The sequence below is a fragment of the Paraburkholderia sp. JPY419 genome (assembly GCF_050435705.1).
Lineage (GTDB): Bacteria > Pseudomonadota > Gammaproteobacteria > Burkholderiales > Burkholderiaceae > Paraburkholderia > Paraburkholderia youngii.
In genome coordinates, this window is record NZ_JBNDKV010000002.1 from 1298839 (window position 1) to 1317386 (window position 18548).

Sequence of the window (18548 nt, forward strand, 5' to 3'; positions counted from 1 at the left end):
CCGCGCGGCGCCCCCCAAAAGACGCGCTGCGCGGGCGGCCGTGTCAACCGACGATGCTGTCGTAGCCGTAATAGCCGCCCTGATACCCCGAGCCGAGGAACGCGGCTTCCTGCGGCACATCGGTGAGCAGCACGCCGCGCAGGCCGACACCACCGTTACGCAGGCGTTTGGCGGTTTCGATGATCTCGTGCAGCGGCTGACGCCCATGCCGCACGACCAGCAGCGACGTCGCCGCGTATTTGCCGATCAGCGTCGAATCGGTCACGGCGAGCACCGGCGGCGTATCGATGATCACGACGTCGTATTGCGGCTTCAGCACCTCGAGCATAGCCTCGAAGCGTCGGCTCATCAGCAGTTCGGCCGGGTGCGAGGGGAGCGTGCCTTTCGCGAGCACGTCGAGGCCCGGCAGCACGTCGCGCTGGATCATCGCGTTGAGATCGCCGCCGCACAGCACGTCGGACAGTCCCGGCCGATGACTGACGCCGAAATGCGAATGCACGTCGCCGCGCCGCATGTCACCGTCGATGATCAGCACGCGCTTGTTTGCCGACGCGACCAGCGTCGCCAGATTCACCGATAGAAACGACTTGCCCGCATCGGGCCGCGACCCGGTGATCATCACGACATTGTTGGCCGCATGATCGAGCGACAACTGCAGCGACGTGCGCAGATTGCGCACGCCCTCCACCGCGAGATCCTCGGGCGCCTGCTGCGCGAGCACATGCTGCCCGCGCTGGCGCAATGACACCTTTTCCTGCAGACGCAATTGCGTCTGGCTGCGCGGCACCACCGCGAATACCGGCACGCCGAGCATCCCCTCGAGTTCGTCCGGGCGCTCCACGCCGCCGCGCATCGCGCGCTTCAGGAACACCAGCAGCAAGCCGAGCACGAGGCCGCCGCCGAGCGACATCAAAATCACCAGCATGCGCTTCGGCCGCACCGGATCGTCGGGCGTTTCGGCGAAGTCCACCACGCGCACGCCGCCCACCTGCCCGGCCTGCGCCACCCGCAGCCGCTGCACGCTGTTGAGCAGGTTCGTGTAAAGATCGGTGTTCACGTGCACGTCGCGCTGCAGACGCAACGCGGTCTGCTCGGTGTCGGGCATCGTCGAGACGCTGCGGTTCATCGTGCTCTGCGCGCCCTGCAATGCGGCGATCTGCGCATCGAGCGCGGCGACCGTCGGATGGTTCGGCGTGAACTTCTGCAATAGCTCCGCGCGCTGCTGCTGCAGATCGAGCAGCTTCGTCTTGTTGTCGACGATCTGCTGCAGCAGCAGCTTGCTTTCTTCGCCGAGATCGACGGTGCCATGGGTATTGCGGAACTTGCCGTAGCGTTCTTCCGCATCGTCGAGCGCCTTGCGCGCGGCGGGCAGTTGCTGCTCGAGATACGCGAGCGTGTGATCGGACTCGCTCGAACGGCTTGCCAGATCCTGGCGCACGAACTGGCGCGCCACGTTGTTGACGATCGCCGCGATCAGCGCCGGGTCGGCGCCTTCGAGGCTCACGCGGATCACGCCAGAGTCCTCGGCCGTCTCCTGCACGACCATCGTCTTCGCCAGACGCTCCACCGTGCCGAGCGTCGAAGCGCGCGTCAGTTCGAAACGCGAGCCCGGCGCGCCGACCAGTGTGTCGACGTGCAGCGTGATCGGCCCGACCGCGGTATCGGTCTGCACGGTCTCGCCGACGCGCCCCGACAGAATCGCGCTGCCGTGAGGATCGCGCAGCATGAAGGTGTTGCCGGCGCCCGCAACCAGCGTGAAGGTCTCGCCATACAGGTCCTTCGACACGTCGAAGCGCGACACCGCGATGCTCTCGTTGCCCCACGCGAATCCGCGCAGGTTGATGAACGACGGCAGCCGGAACCACCAGTGCCCGTTCACGAGTCCCGCGATCCTGCTGCCGATCACCGGCAGATAACGCGGCTTCGCCGTGATGTCGAGGTGCAGCGCGCGGACCGCTTCCTCGGTGACGAGACGCGACTTCAAAAGCTCGATCTGCGCCGCGGTCGACGGCTTCGAATCGTACGCGCCGGGAAGCGGCGATGCCGCATCCCGGCCGTTCGCATTGACGTTCGCCGCATTCGCCGTCCTGTCCTGAACGTGAAACAGCACGTCCGAACGATAGACCGGCGGCGTGAGGAACGCGTATGCGCTACCGAGCGCGAGCGCGATCAGCGTCACGATGAGGATCGTGCGCCAACCGCGCACGATCGTGCGCACGTAGTCCGACAGATGCAACTGCCCCGGTTCATACACGCCGGCGTAGCGATTTTCGTAATTGATTGCCATGTTTTCACCCAACAAGGCCTGCCGGTTCAGATATCGCGTCACGCCTGCGTTACTTCGACACGACGACTCCCGTCACCGCCGCGTTGATCGCCGGCAACAGCAGGTTCAGCACGCGGTTGAAGCGAACGAGACCGCCCTGGCCGACGTACACGATGTCCTTCGGCTGCAGCTCGAACTGGTTCGCGAGCAGCATCGCCACCGGCGAAGTCGCGTCGAGGTGATAGATCTGCGGCGACTCGCTGGTCGAATTGCGGATCACGAACAGTTGCTGCCCCGAGGCCGTGTTCGAGTCGAAGCTGCCGCCGTCCGAGATCGCCTGTGACAGCGTCAGCGAGCCGTTGCGCAGCGGCAGCACCGTGGCCGGCTTGTTGACTTCGCCCATCACGTAGACGCCGCTGTCTTCGCGCGCGTTCACGCGCACGGTATCGCCCGGCTGCAGATAGATTTCCGACGGATTGCGGCCGCGTTTGACGAGGTCGTCGATGTTCAGCCTATAGGTCGTGCCGTTGCGGATCAGATCGACGCGGCTGCGATCCGCGGTCGTGGTGAAGCCGCCGCCCAGACCGATCGCGTTCGTCAGCGACATCGGGACGTCGTTGATCGATTGCGTGCCCGGCGTGCGCACTTCGCCATCGACATACACCGTCGCGTTACGGAACGACGCGACGCGCACCGTTATCTCAGGCTTCTGGTACACCTTGCTCAAACGCTGATTCAATTCGCGCTGGATCTGCGAGACGGTCTTGCCCACGACGTGCAGTGTGCCCGCATACGGAAACTGGATGTCGCCGGTTTCATCGATCAGGAAGCCCGGCATCGCATCGCTAGGGCGCGAATTGGTCGGCGGCTGGCCAAGAGCGGCCGCGAGTTCCGGGTGATCCCACACGACGATCTGCAGCACGTCGCCAGGGCCCAGCTTGTACGGCGCCGGCTTGCCGAACAGCCCCGCCGTCTCCGGCGGCAGTTGGGAAGCCTTCTGATCGGCACCAATCTTCCTCAGCAGTTCCAGATTGATATCGGTGATCGGAATCTGCTTCTGCTGCGAAGCTTCGGTACTGAATTCGCCACCCGTGTCCTGAATCCCGGCCGGCGTGATCATCCGTTGTCCCGGCACGATCTGGCATCCGGAAAGCAATACTGCTGCACTAGCGAAAACCACAAGACTTCCTGTGCGAAAACCAAGTGAGCTCATGATCTTTACTCCTTCGCCCCGAGGCGTTGTTATGACTTTCTAATAAGCGTTTCGATGCACCAGTCCGGCGACAATCGTCGCGCCGATGATCCGCATATCGAGTGCGAACGACCAGTGACCCAGGTAGTACAGGTCATGTTCGACGCGACGCTCCATCTTCTCGATGCGGTCGGTTTCGCCACGGAAGCCGTTGATCTGCGCCCAGCCCGTGATTCCCGGTTTGATCCGGTAGCGATGGATATAGCCCGCGACCACCTTCTGATAGAGGTCGTCGTGCTCGAGCGCATGGGGACGCGGTCCTACGACCGACATGTCGCCACGCAACACGTTGAAAAATTGCGGCAGCTCGTCGAGGCTCGTGCGGCGCAAAAACGCGCCCACTTTCGTCACGCGCTTGTCGTTGCGCGTCGCCTGGCTCAAGGTGCCCTTCGCTTCGGTATGCACGCGCATCGAGCGGAACTTGTAGATCGTAAACACGCGGCCGTCCGCGCCCTTGCGCTTCTGTTTGAACAGCACCGGTCCGCGCGACGAGAGCTTCACCGCGATCGCGATGCAAACGAGCAGCGGCGCGAGGGCCACGATCGCGGTCGCCGCGAACAGCCGGTCGAAAATTTCCTTCTTCAGCATCGCGTTGGCCGACAGCGGCGAGGCGACCAGATTGATCGCCGGCATGCCGAGCAGATCGACCACGCCGCTGCCTTCGAACAGCGCATGGCTGCGCACGTCCGGCATGAAGCGGATATTCACGAGGTCGTCGCGGAACTCGTCGATCAGCGCGCAGATCAGCGGCTCTTCGGACAGCGACAGCATCAGCCATAGCTCGTGCACGTCGTTGCTGCGGATGTAGTCGGCCAGCAGATCGACGCGATCGAACACCGGCACGCGCGGATTCGTCACGCCGGAGTCGTCCGGGCGCGTGTTGTAGACGGCGGTCGCGCGAAAGCCCGCGCTCGGCGCCGACTCGATGCGACGCAGGATCGCATCGCACTGCGAGCCGCTGCCGACGATCGCGACCTGATGCAGGTTCATACCCGCGCCGCGCGCCCGCGCGAGCACCGCGTGCGTAATCACCCGATTCGCGATCAGCAGGCCGCCCGTCGTCGCCGTCCAGTACGAGAACCACAGCCGCGACACGATATCGATGCGATGCAGTGAGTACATCAGCACGAGCGCGCAGGCCTGCACGATCAGCCACGCGAGCGACACCTGCCCGGCGAGCCCGAGCTTCGAGCGGCCGCGCCATGATTCATATACCCCGAACGCGGGGAAGATCGCGAGCGCGAACGCAGCCGAAAACATCACCAGCGCCCAGTAGAAACCCGACTGGCCGAGATAGTCGAAGCGAATCCGTGACGCCACGGTCGCGCCCGCCAATACCAAAGCGACATCGAAAATCTGCGCGAGCAGATCCTGAAACTTGCGCATTTTCCTTACCTCGTTCCGCCTTCCTGTACGCAAAAAGGGGGTGCATGGGCTGCCTACGGGCAGCGGCCGTAGTTGTCGTCGAACCTTACGATGTCGTCTTCGCCGAGATAGGTACCCGACTGGATTTCGATGATTTCAAGCGGCACCCTGCCCGGGTTTTCGAGCCGGTGACGCGTGCCGAGCGGAATATAGGTCGATTCGTTTTCGCTGAGCAGGAACTGCTCTTCGCCGCGCGTGACGAGCGCGGTGCCGCGCACGACCACCCAATGCTCGGCGCGATGATGATGCAGTTGCAATGACAGCTTCGCGCCGGGCGTCACGACGATGCGCTTGACCTGGAAGCGCTCGCCGCGATCGATCGAATCGTAGAAGCCCCACGGGCGCCGCACCTTGCGATGCGCGTCGGCCTCCGGCGCGTGCTGCGCCTTGATGCGCGACACGAGCCCCTTGACGTCATGCACATGCGAGCGGTCCACCACGAGCACCGCGTCGGCGGTCTCGACCACGACGACGTTGGCGGTGCCGACGCACGCGACGAGCCGCCCTTCCGAATGCGCATAGCAGGACACCGCGCCTTCGAACGTCACGCGCCCACGCCCGGCGTTGCCGTTCGGGTCCTTCTCCATCGCGGCCCATACCGCGTCCCACGAGCCGAGGTCGGACCAGCCGGCTTCCAGCGGGATCACGACGCCGGGCGGCATCTCCGCGGCCGGGTTTCGAGCTTGCGTCTCGCTCTGCGCCGCGCCTTGCGTGTCGGCGTTGCTCCCGCTGTCGCCTTCTGCCGGCGGTGGTTCGGTCAAACGCTCCATCACCGCGTAGTCGATCGAATCGGCGGGCACATCGAGGAACGTGTCGTGCGACGGCCGGAACACGTCGCCGTCCTGCTTGCCGCTCGCGAACGCGCTCGTGCACGGCGCATGCATGTCGGGCCGCAGCGACGCGAGCGTGTCGAGCCACACGCGCGCACGCACGATAAAAATGCCGCTATTCCACCAATAGGTACCCGCGCTCAGGTATTGCCGCGCGATTTCCTCGGCGGGCTTCTCGACGAAACCGTCGATCGCATGGCCGCCGGCGGCCAATGCCGCGCCGATGCGGATATAGCCGAAGCCGGTGTCGGGACGCGTCGGCGGCACGCCGAGCGTCGCGATCGCGCCCTCGCTCGCGTGGTGCGCCGCGCACGCCAACGCGCGCTGCAGCGCGGGCACGTCCGCGATCGCGTGATCGGCCGGCATCACGATCAGGATCGCGTCGTCGCCGGCGGCGCACGCGAGCGATGCCGCGAGTGTCAGCGCCGGCGCCGTGTCGCGGCGCGCGGGCTCGACGATCAGACGCGCGTCGACGCCGTTTTCATGCAACTGTTCGGCGATCACGAAGCGATGCTCCTCGCCGCACACGACGATCGGCGATGCGTCGACGCTCCAGCCCGCCGGGAAGCCCTCGAGCCGCCGCGCGGTCGCCTGCAGCAGCGAGTCGGAGCCGACCACGTCGATCAGCTGCTTCGGAAAGTTTTCGCGCGACACCGGCCAAAGCCGCGTGCCCGAGCCACCCGCGAGAATGACCGGGACGATGTGCGCGCAGCGCGCGCCAGCGACCCCGGCGCTTGCGCCGTTCGGCTCGACGGATCGGGCGCTCACACCTGCCTGCGTCAACATATCGGGAATCCTTATCGGTCTGCAAGGTACAACGAACAACGGACCCGTCCCCGCCTGCACTGCGCGGTGACCGGGCTGGCTCCGTCGGTGCTACTCGCCCGCCATGCGGCGGCTTTGAATCCTGAACTCGGTCGGCGAAATCCTCATCCGCTTGCGAAACACTTTCGCGAGCCGATCGCCGTTGCCCATCCCGGTTCGACGGGCGATCTTGTCGACCGGCAATTCCGATTCGGTCAACAGGCTGCACGTCACCGCGAGGCGCTCGTGCAACAGGAAACTCGACGGCGTAATACCCATTTCCATCTTGAAGCGGCGCAGAAAGTTGCGCTCGCTCATTGCCGCGAATTGCGCGGCATCCGCAATCGAAATCGCCTGCTGGCAGTTTTCCTGCAGCCAGCGCGCCGCCGCGCGAATCTTGTCGCCGGGACTCATGCCGCCGTCCTCGCCGAGCAGCGGCGCGAGGTTCGTGCACGAGTCCGACAGCAGCCGTTCGGCCGCCGAGCGTGCGGTCGCGTTGCCCAGATCGCGCTTGATCATCGCGAGCGCGCTGCGCATCGATTCCAGCCGGTCGCTCAGTTCGACGGCACCCTGCTCTGCCGAACCCGTACCATTCCTGGCCATAGTTGGCTGGCGCAGGTCGCTCGCATCCTTGTCCTCGGGCAGCGCCGCCGCGTCGAGCACCGCGCGCCCTTCGGCGATCGAGCGGATCATCGCGGTGTTGCGACGCACCCGCCGCAGCCATCCGAGCACACGCTCATCGCGCGCTGCGGACGCCGCGCCCTTGCCGCCCGCCACATAGAGCGCATCGAAGCCGACGTAATGGCGCGCATCGAGTCCGTCGGTCCATACGCGCAACCCCGACGACGAACTCACCATGCCTCCGTCGGCGGACAAAAACGATACGTCGTACAGCCACGCGCCCGAACCGGAAGTGGAGAGTTCGTTGGCAGCCTGAAACATCTCGGCGATAACTCCTGCTCCTTGCAGCGAGCAGTCGTTGAACAACAGAATCGCGACACGACGCACGCCCTTGTTCGGCGCATGCACCCAGCGCAGCATTGCAGACTCGAGACTCGCGCAGGTCATAGTCATCCTCTCGACAGAAAACGATCAACTACACCTTTGACGATCACGCGCAATGCGAACTCCGCGCAGTGCATCATAGCGACGACCTCCGGCGCTCTGCCGCCATGTCCGAAAGTGCGGACATATTGGCGCTATGACTACATGATCGGCCAGTGCAATTCGGCTCAATACCGAAGCGACCGTCTTTTCAATGGATTAATCGTCTATCCGCATATAGTTGAATATGCACTCGTGAATCTTAAAGCAATTTGAAAAATGAATGCGTACGCCAGCGCACACTGTCGGGCTACTCGAAAAACGACGCACCTCCGCCTTATTCACCCACTGGCGCGTATTTTAAAAGCGATTTTTTGCTGGAATCCGGCGACGATGAGTGGAACGTACCCCACCGCTCCCTGGCGAGCCCGGCTTCATCGGCAAGCTCCGCTGACCATCGGCGCAAGCGCCGCGCGACCGCCGATTCCACCGTCCAATACAAGCACTCAACGCGCCAGAAGAGATTATTTAAATCATTTTTATTGACGGCCGGAATATAAACATGGCGATTAACGTTTCAGACTTGAAACATGGATATCGGACAGCTTTAGCGTCACTGCAATAGGCGGGCCAATGGCGGAATACATCGGGTGCGACCGGGTGCCTTTCCGCCAACCGATTGCGGAAAGGCACTATGAGGTTCTTCGCAAGGATGGTCGCGGACAGCGAACGAAGCCCGCTTCCCGGTACGCAACGAAGGTGACAGCCATCCAGAACGCGCCGCGTAATGGCACGCTGCGACGATAGTTCGGCGTCGCCTGACAGGCTTACGGCGGGCAAGCGCACATAGAAATGATGTTGAAAGGGCTACGATGCCCCCGACAAACGCGCTGGAACCGCACACATGAACGGCATTTCATGGATCACGCTGATACTTGCCACGATGATCGGCGGGTTCCTGTTCGCCATGATCGGCGTGCTGCTGCTCGCGCTGCTGCTCGGCAACGTGTCGGACCGGCTGTCGAGCAACGACGAGACTCGCCAGGACTCCTAGCTACTTCGAAATATCCTCGAGCGCGACATCGCGCGTCTTCGGCCCGAGCGTACCGATCGCGACCATGACGATCGCCATCGCTCCCGAGATGAACACGAACACGCCGTTCACGCCGAAGCGGCCGAGGCAGGCGGCGATCACGAACGCCGAGAACATCGCCGAAATCCGGCTCCACGAATAAACGAAGCCGACCGCGCGCGCCCGGATGCCGGTCGGAAACAGCTCGGCCTGATACGCGTGATAGCTGTACGAAATGATGTTGCCCGCGAGCACGAGGCACACGCCGAGACTCACGAGCAGCACCGTCTCGCGCGCCTGGCTGAACGCGAGTCCGCACACGACGTTGATCCCCGCCATGCAGATGATGACGCTCTTGCGCTCGAAGCGATCGGCGATCAGCAATCCCAGCAACGGACCGAGCGGCGCCGCGATCGCGATGATGCTCGCGTACATCAGACTCGTCGTCACCGTGACGCCCTGCTTGATCAGCAGCGTCGGAATCCAGTTCGCGAAGCCGTAGTAGCCCATCGTCTGGAACACGTGAAAGATGACCAGCATCAGCGTGCGCTTGCGATATGGCGGCACCAGCAGATCGCGAAACGCCGCCCGCGCGCGCACCGGTTCGGGCAGCGCGGGCTCGGGCAACGGCAGGCCGCATTGGCGCTGGTACTCGCGCGCGACGCGTGCTTCGAGACGCGTCATCACCGCGTCGGCTTCTTCGAGGCGGCCCTTTTGCGCGAGCCAGCGCGGGCTCTCCGGCAAACCTCTGCGAATCCACCACACGACGATCGCGCCAATCGCGCCGATCAGCACGACCACACGCCAGCCATCGAGACCGAACACCCGTTGCGGCACCAGCAGATACGACAGGAACGCGACGATCGGCACCGCGCAGAAGCCGACCGCCTGCGAACACGCCGAAGCGCGCCCGCGAATGTGCTTCGGCACGAGCTCGGAGATATACGTGCCGATCGTGACGATCTCGACGCCGATGCCGATCCCCGCGATAAAGCGCCAGCAGTTCAAGCCAAGCGCCGTGTGCTGGAACGCCATCACGACGTTGGCCGCCGTATACCACAGCAGCGACCACGTGAAGATTGCGCGGCGGCCGAAGCGGTCGGCGAGAAAGCCGCACGCCGCCGTGCCGATGAACAGGCCCGCGAACAGCGCGGCGATGAAACTCGCGACGCCGCTCGTGCCGAACAGACCACGCGTCGTGGCGGTGAGCAGGCCGCTGTGCACGAGCCCCGGCGCGATATAGCCGGAGTACATCAGGTCGTACAGTTCGAAGAACATGCCGAAGCTCAGCAGCATCACGAGCTGCCAGATCGTGCGGGTCGCGGGCAGCCGGTCGAGCCGCGCGGAAATCCGCGCGCCATTGAGCGCGATCGCGCCGGCGCGGCCCGCCGCTGCCGCACCGGCGCCCGCGTCCGTGGGTGAGCCATCGAGCGCGCCGGCCGCTCCGCCGAGCGCAGTGGCGTACATCGCCTGATTCGACGATTTCATCGTCAGCCTCCAGAGTTTTTGGTCTATTGCCCGTTGCAACGGGTGCGGCGCGGCACGGTGCTCGTGCAGCCGCTCGTGCAGCCGCTCATGCAGCCGCGCGCGGCTTCCGCGACTGCACGCCACCGCTCAGCTCCGCGATCCGCGCGTCGTCGAAGCCGAGTTCGCGCAGCACGTCGACGGTGTGCTCGCCAATCTTCGCGATCGGCTGGCGCGGCCCGAGACGCGCACCGTCGAGCGAAATCGGCAGCAATGGCATCGCGGTTTCGCTGCCGTCGTCGAGGGTCAGCGGCACGAGGCCGCCGCTCGCGTTCAGGTGCGGGTCGTCGAACAGCTCTTCGGGCTTCGTGATCGACGCGAACGGAATGTGGTTGCGCTCGAACAGCGGCACGAGCGTCGCGCCGTCGAAACGGCTCAGGCTTTCGCCGAGCGTCGGCAGCAGCCAGCCGCGCGCGAGCACGCGGTCGTTGTTGGTCGCGAGGCGCGCATCGGCGAACAGATCGTCGCGCTCGAGAATCGCGCACAGCGCGCGCCACTGCGCGTCGCCGGTCGCGGCGATGAACATCTGCTCGCCGTGCGCGAGCGTGAACACGTCGTAGACGGCCCAGGCGCTGATGCGCTCGGGCATTGGCGCTGCGGCCACGCCGGTGGCCGCGAACTGCTGCATGTGCTGCGCACTCAGCAGCACGCAGTTCTCGAACAGCGCGCTCTGCACCTCCTTGCCGCGGCCGCTCGCGTGCCGCTCGTGCAGCGCGGCCAGCACGCCGATCGCGCCGAACATGCCGCCCATGATGTCGTTGACCGAGCTGCCCGCGCGCAGCGGACGGCCCACCGGCCCGGTCATGTACGCGAGGCCCGCCATCATCTGCACGACTTCGTCGAGCGCCAGACGATGTTCGTACGGACCACTGAGAAAGCCCTTGTGCGACACGTAGATCAGCTTCGGATTGCGCTCGCGCAGCGTCGCGTAATCGAGGCCGAGACTCGTCATGCGGCCGGGTTTGAAGTTTTCGACGAAGACGTCGGCGCTATCGACCAGTTGCTTCAGCGCGGCGAGACCGGCTTCGCTGTCGAGATCGAGCGCGACGCTCTTCTTGTTGCGATTGAAGGTGCGGAAAAATCCCGCGCCGGTGCCGAGCAGCCGGCGTGTGCTGTCGCCACGCGGCGGCTCGACCTTGATCACTTCGGCGCCGAGGTCGCCGAGGATCATGCCGCAGGTCGGGCCCATCACCATATGCGACAACTCGATCACGCGGATGCCCGCGAGCGGCAACGTGCCGGGCTGCGGCGAAGACGCCGAAGACGGAGCTGAGGTAGCGGAGGAAAGCGGAGTCATTGCGGCACCTGCGGAGCAAAAGAATGGGAATAACGCAAAGATTCGGAGGGCTCAGCGGATTCGCGCGCGGTCGATTGCGCCTGCGCGAACTGCTTCGGCAATCCCGCTCGCGCGAGATAGCCATACAGCGGCTCGCCCGGCAGCGCTTGCGCGAGCACCGCGCGCGAGGCGAGCAGCCGCGTGATGTCGATGCCGGTGTCGTAGCCCATGCTGTCGAGCATGAACACGAGGTCTTCGGTATTGACGTTGCCGGTCGCGCCCGGCGCGTGCGGACAGCCGCCGAGACCGGCCAGCGACGCATCGAATTCGCGAATCCCGTGCTGCAGCGCGACCAGCGTGTTGGCAAGACCGAGGCCGCGCGTGTCGTGGAAGTGCAGCGAGCGGAGCCTGTCGCCCGCGACGTCGCGCACCAGCTCGATCACCTTGCCGACCTGGCGCGGCGTCGCCTCGCCGGTCGTGTCACCGAGCGCGATCACGTCGGCGCCGGCCTGCACCGCGGCGCGCGCGATCGCGGCGATATCCGCGTACGGCACCGCGCCTTGCAGCGTGCAGCCGAACACCGTCGACAAACCGGCGATCAACTCGACGCGGCGCCCACCCGCCGAAGTCGCGCGATCGATCAGTTCACGCATCGCGGCGAATGCGTCGATCGTCTCGGCGGGCGTCTTGCGCACGTTCGCGACGCTATGCGCGACGCTCACCGAAATCGGCGCGACGATGCGCTCTACGCCGGCATCGAGCGCGTGCTGCGCGCCCTTCAGGTTCGGCACGAGCGCCGTGACGCTCAGATCGTCATAGCTACGGGCGTGGGCGACTACTGCGGCGGCGTCGGCCATTTGCGGCAGCAGCTTCGCCGGCACGAATGACGCGACTTCCATATGACGCACGCCGGCCGCATACGCGGCGTCGATCCAGCGGCGCTTGTCGTCGGTGGACATGATGCGGGCAATGCTTTGCAGACCGTCGCGCAGACCGACTTCAGTCACGACGACGCGCTCGCGGGTGTCATTCATTGGTTTGAATCCTGATTGTGGACGCGGGCTTCGGACGCCCGTTGCATAGAAGTGATGCGCTAACTGGATCACAGCGTGCTCGCGCGCAGACCCGCGGCAAAGTCTGCATTGACGACGCCCGCCATCGCCGCTCGCGATGGCCGCTCAGGCCGATAGGGCGGGCTTTGGCGCTCGCCTGGGTGAAATGCTTAGGGGTTTGTCTGGAGAGGTGGCGAAGGGCGTCGCCGGGGGGAGCTGCCAGGGACTGCCGGTGCGAGAGACCAGGTGCGCCTCCCGTCTTACCTGGCGTCCAACAGATGCTCGAGCAAGCGCGCGGCCGCCAGCGTCAACGCCGCGCGATCGCGCATGCAAATAACGAAGCGCCGCTCGGCCCACGCGTCGCGCAATGGCACGGCGACGATGCCGTACTCGTTGGCGGCATGGCGCGGCAATGCCTCGCGCGGCAGGATCGCGAGCGCGAGACCCGCCTGGATGAAACGGTAGGCGGCATCGAACGTCGAGACATAGGTGCGGTAGTTCAACTCGCTGCCTTTCTCCAGCGCGATGCGCTGCATCAGCGCGTTGACCGACGCATTGGAGGCGAGCCCCAGATGATCGAATCCGAGCGTCTGTTCGAAGCCGACCTGCGTCTCGCCCGCGAGCGGATGCGCGCGCGGCACGATCAGCGCCAGATGATCGGCGCGATACGGCAGCGTGTCGAGACTGCCGAGCGGCACCGTGTCGCGACAGATGCCCAGATCGGCGACGCCCTCTTCGAGCCCGCGCACGATGTCCGCGCTGACGCGCTCCTCGACATCGACCCGAATCGCCGGATTCGCCTGCAAAAACGCGGACAACGCCTCGGGCAAGAACTCCACCATCGACGACACGTTCGCCAGCACCCGCACATGGCCGCGCGCGCCGGCCGCGTATTCACTGAGCTCGGCCTGCAAGCGTTCGTGGCCGCGCATGATGAGCCGCGCGTGGCGCAACAGCGCTTCGCCCGCGGCGGTCGCGCGCACGCCGCGCTGGCTGCGCGACAGCAGTGCAACATCGACGAGCGCTTCGAGATCGGCGAGCCGCTTGCTGACCGCCGACGGTGCGATGAACTCGCGCTCGGCCGCGCGCGCGATCGTGCCTTCCTCGCACACGGCGATGAACAAGCGCAGCGTGACCTGATCGATTTGCCACATCGGCGAAGCGGATTTGGGAGTTGGGAGTGGGGATTATGCCCTGACGACGGCGGGCGCTGACGAGCAGTCACCCAGCCACGCGTTTCGCCCTTGCCCGAGCTTGCCCGCGATTTGCGGTCTGGCTATGCTGGCGGGTGTGTCGGCTACCCGCGGACGACCGGGCCGCGCCTGCACCGCACACTCCAACCAGAACAACCGCTCGAGAACCTGCTCATGTCCACCACCAGTCTGTTTGTCACCGCCGCCGGCGTCGGCCTCGCGATCGCCGCGCCGGTCGGCCCGATGGGCATGCTGTGCATCCGCCGCACGCTGACCGGCGGCCCGCGCGCGGGACTCGCGATCGGCTTCGGCATCGCGAGCGGCGACGCGGCTTACGGGCTGATCGCAGCGCTTGGCCTCGTCGGCATTTCGCAGTTCATGCTCGCGTACGACCGCCCGCTGCATCTGCTCGCCGGCCTGTTCCTGCTGTATCTCGGCGTGCGCGCGCTGCTGCAGAAGCCGCCCGCTGAAGGCGCCGACGGCAACGGCAACGGCAATGGCAAGCTCGCGCAGATCGGCCGCGCCGGCGCGCTGCGTGCGTACGCGAGCGCGCTGCTGCTGACGCTGACCAATCCGCAGACCATCATCATGTTCGCGGCGCTGTTCACGACGCTCGCACCGCGCGGCGCGTTCTCGCCGGCCATCGCGCTGACGACGGTCGGCGGCGTGTTCGCCGGCTCGATCGCGTGGTGGTGCTGTCTGGTGACGATGGTGTCGCTCGCGCGTCATGCGATCGGCAGCAGGCTGCGCCACGCGATCGATCGCGTGGTCGGCCTGATGCTCGCGGCGTTCGGCGTCGTCGAAATCCGCCGCGCGCTCTGAGCGGCGCCTCCCACGCGGTGCGGCGCACCCGCGCGGTACCCGCCGAGTGCGGCCCGCTGCCAGCCGCGACGCGCTCCCCCTGAGTAGCTGCCGCACGCGGGCGCGGCAGTTTTGCGACAATAGCGCGTTTCGCCGCTCAGGCGCCGGCCGACGCGGCCGTGCAGCGCACCGCACACCGCCGCCGCCAGCCGCCCCGGCGCGTCCGCCGGCCTTGCCGCCCAATCCTTCACCCGCGCTGCGTCAGCTGTCCGTTCAATGGCACTCCCCCACATCGATCTGCTGTACTCCGTCTCCGGCCTGTTCGTCGGCTTTCTGGTCGGGCTGACGGGCGTCGGCGGCGGCTCGCTGATGACGCCGATCCTCGTCCTGCTATTCAACGTGCACCCTGCCACCGCGGTCGGCACCGACCTGCTGTACGCGGCCGCCACCAAGGCGACCGGCACGCTGGTGCACGGCCTGAAGGGCTCGGTCGACTGGCAGATCACGCTGCGCCTCGCGGCCGGCAGCGTGCCCGCGGCCACCATCACGCTGATCCTGCTGCATCGCTACGGGATGGACACGCCGGGCGCGGGCCGGCTGATCCAGGTCGTGCTCGGCGCGGCGCTGCTGGTTACCGCGATCGCGCTGGTGTTCCGTCCGCAGCTTGCGGCGCTCGGCGCGCGCAAGCTACGCGCGCCGAGCCAGGGACGCACGCTCGCGCTGACGATGCTGACCGGCGCGATCCTCGGTATGCTGGTGTCGCTGACGTCGGTGGGCGCGGGCGCGATCGGCGTGACGGTGTTGCTGCTGCTGTATCCGATGCTGCCGACGACACGCATCGTCGGCTCCGACATCGCGCACGCGGTGCCGCTGACCTTGCTTGCGGGCGCGGGACATTGGCTGCTCGGCTCGATCGACTGGTCGATGCTGCTGTCGCTGCTGGTGGGATCGCTGCCCGGCATCGCAATCGGCAGCTATCTGGCGTCGCGCGCGCCGGAAGTACTGCTGCGCAATCTGCTCGCGGCGACGCTGACGCTGGTCGGCGTGCGGCTGGTGTTGTCGTGAGCCGCCCGCTGAAGACGCGTCAAGCGCACACGCCGCGACCGCTGTCTATTTGAAAAACCGGCTGGTCAGATCCGCCTCGAACTGCCGGACCCACTGACCGTGGCCGTCGCGATACGACCGTGACCAGTCGACACGCCGCACGGTGACGACCCGCTCGTGCGCCGGCTCACCGGGTGCCGCGCTCGCGCTGATGTCGAAATGCGCGGGCGCGAAACCGTGTCTTGCGCACACCAGTTCGAATGCCGCGCGATCGCCGATCGGCAGATCGATGTAGCGAAACTGCGTGGTTTGCATGAGCTTGGCTCCCCGTTCCCTCTTCGTCACAGTACCCCGCGCGATGCATCGGTAATGTGCCGCAGCGCACGAAGCAGGGACAGCCGCGCCTCGATCAGCACCTGTGCGTGCGGCAAGCCTCATTGCTGCGGTCCCGCAAACCTCGCCCGTCTCGCGCCCAAAACCGGCGGCGAAAAAAAACTCCGGCGAAAATGCCGGAGCCTCCGAATCGATTGATAGACCTCGCGACGCGGGCCTTGCGGCGCCGCGCGCACCGCTTACTGTTGCTTCGCCGTCAGCTTGTTGGTCACCGACGTCACGCCCTCGACGCCCTTGGCGGCTTCGCCGGCCTTATCGGCCTGGCCCTGGTCCGGCACCGTGCCGGTCAGCGTCACTGCACCGCCACGCGCGCGCACGGCGATGTGCGACACGTCGAGACCCTGGGTCTTGGTCAGCGCGTGGCGCACCTTACGGCCAAGTTCGTGATTCGCTGCCTTGCCGGCCTTGACGGTGGCTGCCGCCGACGCCGTATCTGGAGCGTTCTGGGCGTAGACGCTGCACGCCGCCACCATCGCCACGACCGCACCCAGTGTTTTCAGAAAACCGACCGTTTTCATAGCTCTCTTCTCCTTGGTTTCACATTGGACCGCATCAACAAGCGGCTTCGTTACGACTACGGGCGGCCGTCATCGCGCGAACGCGCGCGTGCGCGACGGCCATCAACGTCTGACACGATGTGCAAGAGGCGAGAGAGGCTGATTACCGGTAATCGGTAACCGGCAAACCGCGAAGTCCGCCGACGTGCCCGGTTCTTGTCCGTCTTGCCGGGATATCGCCGCAAACGTTGGATCGCGGTAGCGATGCACAATTTAATCTAGCCGGCACAGAAGCGCAAAGGGTTTAGCGCGCGGCGTGGCGCACCGACAGCGGCTGCGTCATGCTTGCCGGATAAATACGGACACGCTCCGTGGTCGCGCAAAAATTGCCTGGGCGTTGCGCTGGCGGGCGCCCGCGACGCTCACCATTTGTTACGCGTTTGTCGGCGCGACGGGCGGCTACGCGATTCGCGGCCGTGCCAATCTCAGGTACCATCGGCGCGACGCGTGCTGGCGCGCCGCCCAAGCCGCCTGTGCGCATTCGAGCCCGATCGACCGCCGTTTTCAGAAGATCCGATGAAGCCTGACACCGGCCGCAGCCGCCCTACCCGTCTTGTCGCCCGTTTTGTCGCGATCTCGTGGCGCGACCTGGCGGTCTCGTTCGGCCCGCTCGTGCTGCTCGTGATCGTCGCGATCTGGGCCGCCGTGCGCGCTGATCCAGCCCGCCCCACCGAATACGCTGACGATTAGCGCCGGCCCGGTCGGCAGCACATTCTGGATCGCCGCGCAGAAGTACAAGGCGATCCTCGCGCGCAACCGCATCACGCTGAACGTGCTGGCCTCGCAGGGCTCGCAGGAAAATCTGAAGCGACTGTTGGACCCCAACGCCAACGTAGATGTCGGCTTCGTGCAGAGCGGCATCGCGCCCGCCGCGGTCGACAAGGACAAAAGCCTGATGTCGCTCGGCAGTGTCGCTTACGTGCCGCTCGCGATCTTCTATCGCGGCGCGCCGGTCGACTGGCTGTCCGGCTTCAAGGGCGAGCGCCTCGCGATCGGCCCCGAGGGCAGCGGCACACGCGAGCTCGCGCTCGCGCTGCTGAAGGCCAACGGCATCGTGCAGGGCGGCCCGACCCAACTGCTGCCGCTGACGGGCGACGCAGCCGCCGACGCGCTGATCGACGGCACGATCGACGCGACCTTCCTCGCCGGCGACTCGGCGCAGCCTGCCGTGATGGGCAAGCTCTACCGCACGCAGAACGTGCGCTTCTACGATTTCTCGCAGGCCGACGCGTACACCCGCCGCTTTCCGTACCTGACGCAGCTGAAGGTGCCGATGGGCGCGTTCGACCTCGGCAAGAACCTGCCGGCGAACTCGATCAGCATTGTCGCGCCGACCGCCGAGCTGATCGCGCGGGATTCGCTGCATCCGGCGCTGTCGGATCTGCTGATCGAAGCCGCGCGCGAGGTGCACGGCGGCGCGACGACGATGCAGCGCGCCGGAGAATTTCCCGCGCCGCTCGCGCACGACTTCCCGCTGTCCGACGACGCCGCGCGCTACTACAAGTCGGGCAAGAGCTTCCTGTACCGGACGCTGCCGTTCTGGATCGCGAGCCTCGCGGACCGCCTGCTGGTGATCGTCGTGCCCCTGATCGTGCTGCTGGTGCCGGCGCTGCGAGTCGTGCCGGGCTTGTACGCATGGCGCGTCAAGTCGCGCATCTATCGCTGGTACGGCGCGCTGATCGCGATCGAGCGCAGCGCGCTCAGCGAACACTCGTCGGCCGAACGCGCGTCGCTGATCGAGCGGCTCGACACGATCGAAGACTCGGTCAACGGCATGAAGATGCCGCTCGCGTACGCGGACCAGTTCTACGTGCTGCGCGAGCACATCGGCTTCGTGCGACGGCGGCTCATGGCAAGCCGCGACACGCCGGCCGGGCTGGACGAAGCCGACGAGCAGGCGGCCGATCAAGTCAAAGGCTGAGCGCGCGCCGCCGACACCGCCTGAACCCGCACCCGCCGCCCTCCACCAGGGGATATCGACCGGTGCAAGCCGGGAGCGCACCGCGTAAGATCGC

14 protein-coding genes and 1 pseudogene are annotated in these 18548 nt (G+C 66.0%); 4 read left to right on the forward strand and 11 right to left on the reverse strand.

Features of this window, described 5'->3' with window-relative positions; all coding sequences use genetic code 11:
* Positions 1–43: 43 nt before the first annotated feature.
* The 5 genes from QFZ91_RS12125 to QFZ91_RS12145 form a co-directional block, all read right to left on the reverse strand.
* Entirely contained in the window at positions 44–2287 is a 2244-nt protein-coding gene (locus tag QFZ91_RS12125) for a polysaccharide biosynthesis tyrosine autokinase (RefSeq protein WP_429567380.1), read from the reverse strand.
* A gap of 49 nt (positions 2288–2336) precedes the next feature.
* The gene (locus QFZ91_RS12130) at positions 2337–3479 is read right to left on the reverse strand and encodes a polysaccharide biosynthesis/export family protein (RefSeq protein ID WP_176379101.1); all 1143 of its coding nucleotides are present in this window, start codon (positions 3477–3479) and stop codon (positions 2337–2339) included.
* A 39-nt stretch (positions 3480–3518) separates the two neighbouring features.
* The gene (locus QFZ91_RS12135) at positions 3519–4904 is read right to left on the reverse strand and encodes an undecaprenyl-phosphate glucose phosphotransferase (protein WP_429567381.1); all 1386 of its coding nucleotides are present in this window, start codon (positions 4902–4904) and stop codon (positions 3519–3521) included.
* Between the two features lie 53 nt (positions 4905–4957).
* The gene (locus QFZ91_RS12140) at positions 4958–6559 is read right to left on the reverse strand and encodes a sugar phosphate nucleotidyltransferase (protein ID WP_429567382.1); all 1602 of its coding nucleotides are present in this window, start codon (positions 6557–6559) and stop codon (positions 4958–4960) included.
* 90 nt (positions 6560–6649) lie between these two features.
* Positions 6650–7645, reverse strand: coding sequence for a GlxA family transcriptional regulator (locus QFZ91_RS12145; protein WP_176379276.1), 996 nt, complete (start codon positions 7643–7645; stop codon positions 6650–6652).
* An 880-nt stretch (positions 7646–8525) separates the two neighbouring features.
* Here QFZ91_RS12145 and QFZ91_RS12150 point away from each other — a divergent pair.
* Positions 8526–8675: a hypothetical protein gene (locus tag QFZ91_RS12150; RefSeq protein ID WP_176122562.1), complete on the forward strand. Its 150-nt coding sequence runs from the start codon at positions 8526–8528 to the stop codon at positions 8673–8675.
* Here the strand turns inward: QFZ91_RS12150 and QFZ91_RS12155 are convergent, their stop codons facing one another.
* From QFZ91_RS12155 to QFZ91_RS12170, 4 genes are all read right to left on the reverse strand, one after another.
* Positions 8676–10181 carry an MFS transporter gene (locus tag QFZ91_RS12155; protein ID WP_429567383.1) on the reverse strand — a complete coding sequence of 502 codons (1506 nt, stop codon included), beginning with the start codon at positions 10179–10181 and terminating at the stop codon, positions 8676–8678.
* Between the two features lie 85 nt (positions 10182–10266).
* Entirely contained in the window at positions 10267–11514 is a 1248-nt protein-coding gene (locus QFZ91_RS12160) for a CaiB/BaiF CoA transferase family protein (protein ID WP_429567384.1), read from the reverse strand.
* On the reverse strand, positions 11511–12527 hold the full coding sequence (locus QFZ91_RS12165) for a hydroxymethylglutaryl-CoA lyase (RefSeq protein WP_429567385.1): 1017 nt from the start codon (positions 12525–12527) through the stop codon (positions 11511–11513). Before QFZ91_RS12165 ends, QFZ91_RS12160 begins: the two co-directional genes overlap by 4 nt.
* 278 nt (positions 12528–12805) lie before the next feature.
* Complete coding sequence (locus QFZ91_RS12170) at positions 12806–13699, reverse strand: LysR family transcriptional regulator (RefSeq protein WP_429567386.1); 894 nt, start codon at positions 13697–13699, stop codon at positions 12806–12808.
* A 213-nt stretch (positions 13700–13912) separates the two neighbouring features.
* Between QFZ91_RS12170 and QFZ91_RS12175 the strand changes: the two genes are divergently transcribed.
* Positions 13913–14560, forward strand: coding sequence for a LysE family translocator (locus tag QFZ91_RS12175; protein ID WP_429567387.1), 648 nt, complete (start codon positions 13913–13915; stop codon positions 14558–14560).
* Between the two features lie 255 nt (positions 14561–14815).
* A complete protein-coding gene (locus QFZ91_RS12180; RefSeq protein ID WP_429567388.1) occupies positions 14816–15604 on the forward strand; it encodes a sulfite exporter TauE/SafE family protein in 789 nt (262 codons plus the stop codon).
* 45 nt (positions 15605–15649) lie between these two features.
* On the opposite strand, the gene QFZ91_RS12185 is transcribed toward QFZ91_RS12180, so the two are convergent.
* Entirely contained in the window at positions 15650–15898 is a 249-nt protein-coding gene (locus QFZ91_RS12185) for a hypothetical protein (RefSeq protein WP_176109425.1), read from the reverse strand.
* Between the two features lie 257 nt (positions 15899–16155).
* Positions 16156–16494 carry a BON domain-containing protein gene (locus QFZ91_RS12190; RefSeq protein ID WP_176122554.1) on the reverse strand — a complete coding sequence of 113 codons (339 nt, stop codon included), beginning with the start codon at positions 16492–16494 and terminating at the stop codon, positions 16156–16158.
* A gap of 555 nt (positions 16495–17049) precedes the next feature.
* Here QFZ91_RS12190 and QFZ91_RS12195 point away from each other — a divergent pair.
* Positions 17050–18454: pseudogene (locus tag QFZ91_RS12195) on the forward strand (TAXI family TRAP transporter solute-binding subunit).
* Positions 18455–18548: the final 94 nt, after the last annotated feature.

Coding starts and splice junctions, on each gene's coding strand:
- QFZ91_RS12150 (WP_176122562.1), top strand. CDS start 8,526: ATGAACGGCATTTCATGGATCACGCTGATACTTGCCACGATGATCGGC.
- QFZ91_RS12155 (WP_429567383.1), bottom strand. CDS start 10,181: ATGAAATCGTCGAATCAGGCGATGTACGCCACTGCGCTCGGCGGAGCG.
- QFZ91_RS12180 (WP_429567388.1), top strand. CDS start 14,816: ATGGCACTCCCCCACATCGATCTGCTGTACTCCGTCTCCGGCCTGTTC.
- QFZ91_RS12175 (WP_429567387.1), top strand. CDS start 13,913: ATGTCCACCACCAGTCTGTTTGTCACCGCCGCCGGCGTCGGCCTCGCG.
- QFZ91_RS12130 (WP_176379101.1), bottom strand. CDS start 3,479: ATGAGCTCACTTGGTTTTCGCACAGGAAGTCTTGTGGTTTTCGCTAGT.
- QFZ91_RS12170 (WP_429567386.1), bottom strand. CDS start 13,699: ATGTGGCAAATCGATCAGGTCACGCTGCGCTTGTTCATCGCCGTGTGC.
- QFZ91_RS12165 (WP_429567385.1), bottom strand. CDS start 12,527: ATGAATGACACCCGCGAGCGCGTCGTCGTGACTGAAGTCGGTCTGCGC.
- QFZ91_RS12160 (WP_429567384.1), bottom strand. CDS start 11,514: ATGACTCCGCTTTCCTCCGCTACCTCAGCTCCGTCTTCGGCGTCTTCG.
- QFZ91_RS12125 (WP_429567380.1), bottom strand. CDS start 2,287: ATGGCAATCAATTACGAAAATCGCTACGCCGGCGTGTATGAACCGGGG.
- QFZ91_RS12190 (WP_176122554.1), bottom strand. CDS start 16,494: ATGAAAACGGTCGGTTTTCTGAAAACACTGGGTGCGGTCGTGGCGATG.
- QFZ91_RS12185 (WP_176109425.1), bottom strand. CDS start 15,898: ATGCAAACCACGCAGTTTCGCTACATCGATCTGCCGATCGGCGATCGC.
- QFZ91_RS12145 (WP_176379276.1), bottom strand. CDS start 7,645: ATGACCTGCGCGAGTCTCGAGTCTGCAATGCTGCGCTGGGTGCATGCG.
- QFZ91_RS12135 (WP_429567381.1), bottom strand. CDS start 4,904: ATGCGCAAGTTTCAGGATCTGCTCGCGCAGATTTTCGATGTCGCTTTG.
- QFZ91_RS12140 (WP_429567382.1), bottom strand. CDS start 6,559: ATGTTGACGCAGGCAGGTGTGAGCGCCCGATCCGTCGAGCCGAACGGC.